The organism is Hyphomicrobium sp., from assembly GCF_020852195.1.
Classification (GTDB): domain Bacteria; phylum Pseudomonadota; class Alphaproteobacteria; order Rhizobiales; family Hyphomicrobiaceae; genus Hyphomicrobium_C.
On record NZ_JADZBI010000092.1, the window covers coordinates 35,545 to 44,488 of the forward strand.

General features: G+C 65.7%; 8 protein-coding genes. 5 read left to right on the forward strand and 3 right to left on the reverse strand.

The features are described from left to right. The first annotated feature begins 28 nt into the window (after positions 1-28). The 3 genes from phaZ to hspQ all read left to right on the forward strand — a co-directional run bounded on the left by phaZ (position 29) and on the right by hspQ (position 3,071). On the forward strand, positions 29-1,384 hold the full coding sequence (gene phaZ, locus IT540_RS07320) for a polyhydroxyalkanoate depolymerase (RefSeq protein ID WP_291175177.1): 1,356 nt from the start codon (positions 29-31) through the stop codon (positions 1,382-1,384). A 150-nt stretch (positions 1,385-1,534) separates the two neighbouring features. Further along, the gene (locus IT540_RS07325; protein ID WP_291175180.1) at positions 1,535-2,590 is read left to right on the forward strand and encodes a CoA ester lyase; all 1,056 of its coding nucleotides are present in this window, start codon (positions 1,535-1,537) and stop codon (positions 2,588-2,590) included. Between the two features lie 94 nt (positions 2,591-2,684). Then, positions 2,685-3,071 carry a heat shock protein HspQ gene (gene hspQ / locus IT540_RS07330; protein WP_291175183.1) on the forward strand — a complete coding sequence of 129 codons (387 nt, stop codon included), beginning with the start codon at positions 2,685-2,687 and terminating at the stop codon, positions 3,069-3,071. Between the two features lie 107 nt (positions 3,072-3,178). Here hspQ and IT540_RS07335 read toward each other — a convergent pair whose 3' ends face one another. Continuing rightward, a complete protein-coding gene (locus tag IT540_RS07335; protein WP_291175186.1) occupies positions 3,179-4,009 on the reverse strand; it encodes an invasion associated locus B family protein in 831 nt (276 codons plus the stop codon). 341 nt (positions 4,010-4,350) lie between these two features. Between IT540_RS07335 and IT540_RS07340 the strand changes: the two genes are divergently transcribed. Together IT540_RS07340 and IT540_RS07345 are read left to right on the forward strand one after the other, a co-directional pair. Then, on the forward strand, positions 4,351-6,162 hold the full coding sequence (locus IT540_RS07340; RefSeq protein WP_291175189.1) for an extracellular solute-binding protein: 1,812 nt from the start codon (positions 4,351-4,353) through the stop codon (positions 6,160-6,162). 29 nt (positions 6,163-6,191) lie between these two features. Further along, positions 6,192-7,766: a class I adenylate-forming enzyme family protein gene (locus tag IT540_RS07345; protein ID WP_291175192.1), complete on the forward strand. Its 1,575-nt coding sequence runs from the start codon at positions 6,192-6,194 to the stop codon at positions 7,764-7,766. A 61-nt stretch (positions 7,767-7,827) separates the two neighbouring features. On the opposite strand, the gene IT540_RS07350 is transcribed toward IT540_RS07345, so the two are convergent. Next, positions 7,828-8,226, reverse strand: a complete 399-nt coding sequence (locus IT540_RS07350) for an SET domain-containing protein-lysine N-methyltransferase (protein WP_291175195.1) — start codon at positions 8,224-8,226, stop codon at positions 7,828-7,830. A 160-nt stretch (positions 8,227-8,386) separates the two neighbouring features. Continuing rightward, on the reverse strand, positions 8,387-8,944 hold a 558-nt coding region (locus IT540_RS07355), incomplete at its 5' end, for a TRCF domain-containing protein (protein WP_366029437.1).

Here is an 8,944-nt window from a genome sequence, read left to right on the forward strand (position 1 = left end):
CGCGAGCACCCGCGGGAGGGCGAGGTTAATGCACTATTACACCTACGAACTGGCGCACGCACTTTTGCACCCGGTCCGCCTCATGACGCGCGCCGTCAAGGCCCAGATCGAGACACCGCTCAATCCCTTCGCCTCGACCGAGTTCGCCAAGAACATCGCCGCCGCCTGCGAGGTGTTCGAGGGCATGACGCGCCGCTACGGCAAGCCAGAGTTCGGCATCAAAGAGACCAAGGTCCACGGCCTCACCGTCCCGGTGCGCGAGGAGATCGTTCTCAAGAAGACCTTCTGCAACCTCCTGCACTTCGACCGCGACGAGACCGTCGTCGGCAAGCGGTACGACCCGAAGGTGCTCATCATCGCGCCGATGTCGGGCCACTACGCGACGCTCCTGCGCAGCACCGTCCAGGAGATGATCAAGGAGCACAACACCTACATCACCGACTGGGCCGACGCGCGCGACGTGCCGCTCTACGAGGGCAACTTCGACCTAGACGACTTCATCGACTACATTATCGAGTTCATCCAGTTCCTGGGTCCCAACACGCATGTGATCGCCGTCTGCCAGCCGGCGGTGCCGGCGCTGGCCGCCGCCGCCGTCATGGCCGCCAACGACGATCCGGCTCAGCCGGCCTCCATGACGCTGATGGGTGGACCCATCGACACCCGGCGCAACCCGACGAAGGTCAACAAGCTCGCCGAGGAGAAGCCGATCTCCTGGTTCGAGCGCAGCGTTATCAACTACGTGCCGTTCCCCAACGCGGGCTTCGGGCGGCGGGTCTATCCGGGCTTCATCCAGCTCACCGGCTTCATGACCATGAATTTGGAGCGCCACACGCAGGCGCACGTAAAGCTGTTCGAGAACCTGGTCAAGGGGGACTGCGACTCGGTCAACGCCCACAAGACGTTCTACGAAGAATATCTGGCCGTCATGGATCTCCCCGCGGAGTTCTACCTGCAGACGGTCAAGTCCGTGTTCCAGGACCACGTGCTGCCGAAGGGCGAGATGATGCATCGCGGCAAGCGCGTCGACTGCTCCGCCATCCGCAAGACGGCGTTGATGACCGTCGAAGGCGAGCGCGACGACATCTGCGGCCTCGGCCAGACGGAAGCCGCCCACGATCTCTGCACCAACGTGCCCGTCGACGAGCACTATTATTACGTCCAGCCCGGCGTCGGCCACTACGGCGTCTTCAGCGGCACGCGCTGGCGCACCGAGATCCAGCCGCGCATCCGCGAGATGATTCGCACCGTCCAGTTCAAGCGCCGCGCTGGCAGCGACGAGACCAGGATGCCGCTACCCTACCGCTCGCTGCACCCTACGCGCGAGAACATCGTCGACTGGCGCACGCCGAACGGCGCCGCCCCGAACGGTTCCGCAAGCTGACGCGAGCCGTCCCTGCCCTGCCTTCCGCGCTTCCGCTCGCACGCGATCGCCGATCGTTTTCGGATGTAGGGAGCACGTTGACTCTGACCGTTCTCAAACTAGAGTGCGCCGCGATCCCATCCCATCCGCATCCAGACTAAGGGTCTCCCCATGAGCGCCGTCCGCACGCCCGCGAAGCACTTTGCGCCTCTTGCGATCGGCGCGCCGGAACCCTACCGCACGCTGCCGGTGCGCATCGAGCGCATGATCCATTTCGTGCCGCCGCACAACGAGAAGATCCGCGCCAAGATCAAGGATATCGCATCCCAGGTGGACGTCGTGCTCGGCAACCTCGAGGACGCCATCCCGGTGGGCGACAAGGAGGCTGCGCGCAAGGGTTTCATCCAGATGGCGCGCGACAACGACTTCGGCTCGACCGGCCTCTGGACGCGCATCAACTGCCTGAACTCGCCTTGGGTGCTCGACGACGTGACCGAGATCGTGCGCGAGGCCGGCAACAAGGTCGACGTCATCATGCTGCCCAAGGTCGAGGGCCCGTGGGACATCCACTACCTCGACCAGCTCCTGGCCCAGCTCGAGGCCAAGTACGCGGTCAAGCGGCCAATCCTGATCCACGCCATCCTGGAGACGGCCGAGGGCGTGAAGAACGTCGAGGCCATCGCCGCCGCCTCGCCTCGCATGCACGGCATGAGCCTCGGCCCGGCCGATCTCGCCGCCTCCCGCGGCATGAAGACGACCCGCGTCGGCGGCGGCCATCCCGACTATGCGGTGCTCGCCGACGCCGGTGCCGATGCGGCGGCCGAGCGCGTCCGCGCCCAGCAGGACCTCTGGCACTACACCGTCGGCCGCATGGTGGACGCCTGCCTCTCCTACGGCCTCAAGCCCTTCTACGGACCGTTTGGCGATTTCTCCGATGCGGCAGCCTGCGAGGCCCAGTTCCGCAATGCCTTCATCCAGGGTTGCCTCGGCGCCTGGTCGCTGCATCCGACGCAGATCGACATCGCCAAGCGTGTCTTCTCGCCGGACGTGAAGGAGGTCGCTTTCGCGAGGCGCATCCTGGAGGCCATGCCCGACGGAACCGGCGCCGTGATGATCGACGGCAAGATGCAGGACGACGCCACCTGGAAGCAGGCCAAGGTCATCGTCGATCTCGCGCGCCTAGTCGCCAAGAAAGATCCCGAGCGCGGCGCCGCTTATGGAGTCTGATTCAGCGCACGGGCACCCGACCGTCAACTATGTTCGATAGATCGGTTGACATCCGCCGGGCGCTCCCTTCGAATGCGCCCTGGGGATAATGGTCATGCCGCGGAAACAAGCACACGAGCAGCCGCGCCGTCGCAAGCGCAGAGCACAGACGCCAGCCGTGCGCAGGGCGAAGTATGCGCTTGGCCAGGTCGTCCGACACCGGATCTATGCCTTCCGTGGCGTCGTGTTCGATATCGATCCCGTGTTCAACAACACGGAGGACTGGTACCTCGCGATTCCTGCCGAGAGCCGCCCGACCAAGGACCAGCCGTTCTATCATCTCCTAGCTGAGAACTCCGAGACCGAGTACATCGCCTATGTGTCGGAGCAGAACCTGCTGCCCGACGAGAGCGGGGAGCCCCTGCGCCACCCTCAGCTCGACGACTACTTCGTCGAGGATGAAAACGGCCGCTACCGCGCCGTCTTCATCCAGCCGCACTGATCCCACGCCACGTCCGTCGCCCCCGACGCGATGGAATAGGAGGCAACGAAAAAAAGGCCGCCCCGAAGGGCGGCCTTGTCATGTCGCGCGAACGAGCGGCGAGCCGGCTACTTCTTCGGTGCATCCTTCTTCGCAGCAGCGGCGGCAGCCTCGGCCGCACCCGGCTGCGGCGGCAGCTCCTTCAACTTCTCGGCCTTGAACTTCTCGTAGGCCTCCTGCTGGCGCTGGCGGATCTGCGCCATGAGCTGCCCGCGCGCCTTCTTGTACTCGGCGTTGTCGACCGGCTTACCGGCGAACGCATCGGTGAAGCCGTCCAGCGGAACCGGGAAGCCAATCGGCTGCGCCTGCGCGTTCATGGCCAGCACCATGATGCCACCGCCGACCTTCATCTGCTCGACGATATCCTTGGTGGCCTCGGTCTCGGCCGTGCAGCCGGAGGGATGGCAAAGCGAGAACTTGAGATCGACCGGCTTTAACTCCTTGTCGTCGATCTTCTCGTTCTTGGAAGCCTTCTCCCACTGCTCCTTCGTGTAGACTGCGGCCTTGATGCCGGGCGGAATGGCCATGCCGAGCGGGACCATGATCATGAGGTGATCGTTGTCGCTGCCCTCGACCTGCCGGATCGCAGCCGACACTAGTACCATGCCCGAGTTGCCGTCGAGGCGCTCGTGGTGCGTGAGGCAGATGTTCTTCTCTTCCTTGATTTCCTTGCCCTCCTTGTCGTGCTTGACCAGGGGGGACTTCTCGCAGAGCTTCACCCAGGCGCTCTGCTTGGGTGCGTCCTTGGCATCCTTGGCGGCGGGAGCGGCCTTCTCCTTGGCGTCCTGCGCATGTGCCGGACCACCGTGAGCGGCAATCCCGAGAACCAGGGCGAGAGCCGCGCCACCCGCCAATACGCCGCGTCCCAAGCTCGTTGCGAAGCTATTTCTGTGCGACATAGGAAAATCGACCTTTCGTATATGAGCCAGTCCAGAAGCCGCCTGGCGTTCGCCGGCCAGCAGCTCATCCCCACTTCGCAGCGCTCAATCGGCAATTATTGGCGCGCGCCCCAGACGCTAGCAGCGTCGTCCGGCCCGGCACTAAAGCCCCGAATGAGGCAATCCCGTGACCGCAGAAACGGAGCTGGGATCTTGCACAGATCGAAACGACACGGCCGTTGCAATCCCGCCACGCAAACGCCGCGCCGATCCGCCATTGGCCTGCCCGCGTGGTGTGCTACGTGACCCTGGCGACGCGAGCGAATCCAACACCTTGCGCCGGGTATTTTAAGGAGAGATCCGTGCAACGGCTGATTTTCACGAGCCTTGTCGCGCTGGCTCAGGTCGTGGCGACGCCGGGAGCGGGGGCCTCCGAGGCGCACGCCGAGCCATCGCACGCCATCGCCATGCACGGCGAGCCTGCTCTCCCGGCCGGCTTTCCCAATTTTCCCTACGTCGCACCCGACGCCCCCAAGGGCGGACGCGTCACGCTCGGCTCCTCGGGCTCCTTCGACAACCTCAACCCCATGATCGTGCGCGGCGAGCCCGTGCAGGGCATCCGCGAGTTCGTCATCGAGAGCCTGATGGCCCGCAGCCAGGACGAGCCGTTCACGCTGTACGGCCTCATTGCCGAAACCATCGACGTGCCCGAGGACAGAAGCCAAGTCACCTTCCGCCTCGATCCGCGCGCGAAGTTCTCGGATGGCAACCCGGTGACGGCCGCCGATGTCCTCTTCTCCTTCGAGGTGCTGCGCGACAAAGGCCGCCCCAACTACCGCACGTATTATCGCAAGGTCGCCAAGGCCGAGGCGCTGTCGGAGCGCGAGGTACGCTTCGTGTTCGCCGACGCCGAGGACCGAGAGCTGCCGCTGATCCTCGGCCTGATGCCGATCCTGCCGCGTTACGCCATGGATGCCGAGCGGTTCGAGGAGACGACGCTCAGCCCCCTGATCGGCTCCGGCCCCTACCGCATCGCCGACATCAGCCCCGGCCGTTCGATCACCTACCGTCTGAACCCGGACTATTGGGGCCGCGACCTGCCCGTCAACCGCGGGCGCTTCAACTTCGACGAGATCCGTTTCGAGTATTTTCGGGAGGGCGCCACCCAGTTCGAGGCGTTCAAGACCGGCGCCATCGATCTGCGGGTGGAGGATGATCCTGCCCTGTGGGCCAAGGGCTACGATTTCCCCGCCGCCAAGGACGGGCGCATCCAGCTCGAGGAGATCGCGATCGGCCTGCCGGCCGGCATGACGGCGCTCGTCTTCAACACGCGCCGGCCCGTGTTCGCCGACCCGCGCGTGCGCGCGGCGCTGATCCACCTGTTCAATTTCGAGTGGGTCAACAAGAGCTTCTTCCACGGCCTCTACAAGCGCAGCCAGAGCTATTTCGAGCGCTCGATGCTCTCCTCGGCCGGACGTCCCGCGGACGCGCGCGAGCGCACGCTGCTCGCACCGTTCCCGGACGCCGTGCTGCCTGAGATTCTGGACGGCACTTGGCGCGTGTCCGAAAGCGACGGCACACCCCAGAACCGCTCGAACGCGCGGCGCGCCTTCGAGATGCTGGCGGAGGCCGGCTTCACGTTGACGGACGGCCGCCTCGTCGAGACCGCGACCGGCAAGTCGCTCACCTTCGAGATCCTGGCCGCGACCACGAGCCAGGAGCGCCTGCTCGGCGCCTTCAAGGGCGACCTCGCCAAGATCGGCATCACGGCCCGCATCCGCGTCGTCGACAGCGCGCAGTATCAGTCGCGCCTCAAGGACTACGACTACGACATGATCCAGTTCACTTGGCCGTCGTCGCTGTCGCCGGGCAACGAGCAGCTCTTCCGCTGGTCGTCGCGCGTCGCCGACGATCCCGGCTCCTACAATTACGCCGGCGTCAAGAACCCCGCCGTCGACGCCATGATCGCCGCCATGCTGGCCGCCGAAGGCAACGACGACTTCGTCTCCGCCGTGCGCGCCCTCGACCGCGTGCTGCTCTCGGGTCAATATGTGATCCCGCTTTTCCACCCGCCGGCGCAGTGGGTCGCCTCCTGGCGGCGTCTCGCGCACCCGGAGCGCATGCCGCTGTTCGGCTTCAACCTCGACACTTGGTGGATCCGGCCGCAGAACTAACGGGCCGGCCAACCGCAGAACAAGACCGAATGGACCTGCCGCTCTACACGCCCGCCAACAATCCGCCCTTCAACATGGCCCGCTACTGCCTCGCCGGCGCGGCCGCGGCGGCGCCGGACAAGCCGGCGCTGATCGTCATCGGCGACCCCGACGCGGCACCGTCCGAGATCTGGACCTACGCCGACCTCGAGGACGCTGTCCTACGCACGGCAGGCGCGCTGCGCGAGTTGGGGCTCGCTCCCGGCGACCGCGTGATGATCCGCCTCGACAACACGAGCGCCTACGCGATCCTCTTCTTCGGCGCTGTGGCGGCGGGCCTCGTCGCGCTCCCCGCGTCGAGCCAGCTCACGGACCGCGAGGCGCTGTTCCTGCTCACCGACAGCAGCACCGCCACCCTTGCCTGCACCTCGCCCCTGTCAACGGGCACAACCGAATCTCCTCCCCCCTTGCGGGTGAGGGCTAGGGAGGGCGGAAATCCAGAACATCGGCCGTCGGGGAACGCGCCGCTCGCGCTCTCGCCGGACGATGTCGCGCGGATGATGCGCGAGGGCCCGCGCATCGACTACACGCCCACACGTGCCGAGGATCCGGCTTTCCTGATCTACACCTCCGGCACCACCGCCTATCCGAAAGGCGTGCTCCACGCCCACCGCTCGGCCCTCGGGCGCCGTCCGATGTATCAAGGCTGGTACGGCATCTCGGCCGCCGACCGCGTGCTGCACGCCGGCGCCTTCAACTGGACCTTCACGCTCGGCGTCGGCCTCACCGACCCGTGGGCCAACGGCGCCACCGCCATCGTCTACACCGGCGAGAAGGACCCGGCCCTCTGGCCGACCCTCATCGAACGCACCGAGGCGACACTGTTCGCCGGCGTGCCGGGTATCTTCCGCCAGATCCTGAAATACACGGACCTCCGCCCCGCCACGATGCCGACGCTGCGCCACGCGCTGATGGCCGGCGAGGCCCCGCCGCCAGACCTGTTCGAGGAGTGGACCACCTGCACCGGCAGGGACCTCTACGAAGCCTTGGGCATGAGCGAGATCTCGACCTACATCTCGACCGGCCCCGGCGTGCCGAGAAAGCCCGGCACCGTCGGCAAGGCACAGCCCGGCCGCCGCGTTGCTATCCTGCCGGTAGACGGCGCCGACGAACCGCTTCCACCCAACAGCGACGGCCTCATCGCCGTGCACCGCTCGGACCCCGGCCTGATGCTCAGCTACTGGAACCGCCCGGCCGAGCAGGCCGAGGTGCTGCGCGGCGACTGGTTCGCGGGCGGCGACCTCGGCCGCATGGACGCGGACGGCTACATCGCCCACCTCGGCCGCAACAACGAGATCATCAAGGCGCTCGGCTACCGCGTCTCGCCGATGGAGGTGGAAGCCGTGCTCGCGACACACCCCGACATCGCCGAGGTCGCCTGCGCCGAAGTGGTCGGCGCCTTCGTCGTGTTGAAGCCCGGCTCGCCCACCGACAGCGCGAACATCCTGGCCTTCGCCGCCGAACGCCTCGCCGCCTACAAGTGCCCGCGCGAGATCCGCTTCGTCGACACCCTCCCCCGCACCGCCAACGGCAAGATCAAACGCTCGGCGCTCGTCAGCTTCTGACCTGAAGCGGACCTCACCGTCATCAGGCGAAGTCGAGATCGCCCCCATGACGGGGTATGCACTATTTAGAACACTTAGCGCAGCGGCAGCTTCCTGCCAGATGCATCTCGAAATACTCCTCGCCGTAATCGTAGGAAAGCTCTTCACTAGGCTCGATGTTGCGGAGCGCGAAAATATAGACGCGCCGTTTGTGGATATCGATCTCGCAATTCGGCGCGCAGGAGTGGTTGATAAAACGGGCGGTATTCTCCGGGATGTTCCCGTCGATCATGCTCGTATCGCTCGTCCAGAAGAGATACTTCCCGCGATTCTCCTTCCTCTGCTTTGCGGTGGCGGGACGTCCGAGGTATTCGATGACGCATGAACCCTTGGGTATGCGGTCCTGAGTAAAAAGTCCCCTGCCGCTGTGCGAACGACGGACCGTAAGACGGAATGGCGCAGGTACGAAGCGACGCTTCATCGGGAACGGATACCATCATTTTTGATCAATCCGGCGTCCATATGTGAGCGGCATCAAGCAGACATCAGCCAATCGACGGCGGATTGTCTAGCTGCGCAAGACCGCGGATGTCCGCTCCTGGCCCCTAGCAGACGATCGGCATTAACAGGCAAGCCGCGACCTAAGCCGCCTTGGCGCCCTTGGCGGCGATCTCGGCCAGGGCCGACACGAGCCCACGCACGCCCTTGAAGCGCACCTCCGGCTGGTCCCAGTCGCCGCGGAAGACGAGCTTGTGGTCGGGCTGCAGCTTGGCAAGCCCACGCGACGCCTGCAGGAATTGCGCGAGCCCCTGCGCGTTGGCGAACTGGTTGCGGTGGAACGTGACCACGGCGCCCTTCGGCCCCGCATCCACCTTGGCGATGCCGGCCGCACGGCAGAGGCCCTTGATCTCCATCACGTCGAGCAGATGCTCGACCTCCGCCGGCAACTCGCCGAAGCGGTCCACCAGCTCGGCCGCGAAGGCGTCGATCTCGGCCCGCGTCTCGAGCGCCGACAGCCGCCGGTAGAGCCCGAGCCTGAGTTGCAGGTCGGCGACGTACGTCTCCGGAATAAGCACCGAAAGCCCGATCGCGATCTCCGGGCTCCACTTGTCGTCGCCTTCGCCGAGGTCGCCGCCCTTCATGGCCGCGACGGCCTCCTCCAGCATCGACTGGTAGAGCTCGAAGCCGACTTCCTTGAT

Coding starts and splice junctions, on each gene's coding strand:
- IT540_RS07335 (WP_291175186.1), bottom strand. CDS start 4,009: ATGTCGCACAGAAATAGCTTCGCAACGAGCTTGGGACGCGGCGTATTG.
- IT540_RS07325 (WP_291175180.1), top strand. CDS start 1,535: ATGAGCGCCGTCCGCACGCCCGCGAAGCACTTTGCGCCTCTTGCGATC.
- phaZ (WP_291175177.1), top strand. CDS start 29: ATGCACTATTACACCTACGAACTGGCGCACGCACTTTTGCACCCGGTC.
- hspQ (WP_291175183.1), top strand. CDS start 2,685: ATGCCGCGGAAACAAGCACACGAGCAGCCGCGCCGTCGCAAGCGCAGA.
- IT540_RS07345 (WP_291175192.1), top strand. CDS start 6,192: ATGGACCTGCCGCTCTACACGCCCGCCAACAATCCGCCCTTCAACATG.
- IT540_RS07350 (WP_291175195.1), bottom strand. CDS start 8,226: ATGAAGCGTCGCTTCGTACCTGCGCCATTCCGTCTTACGGTCCGTCGT.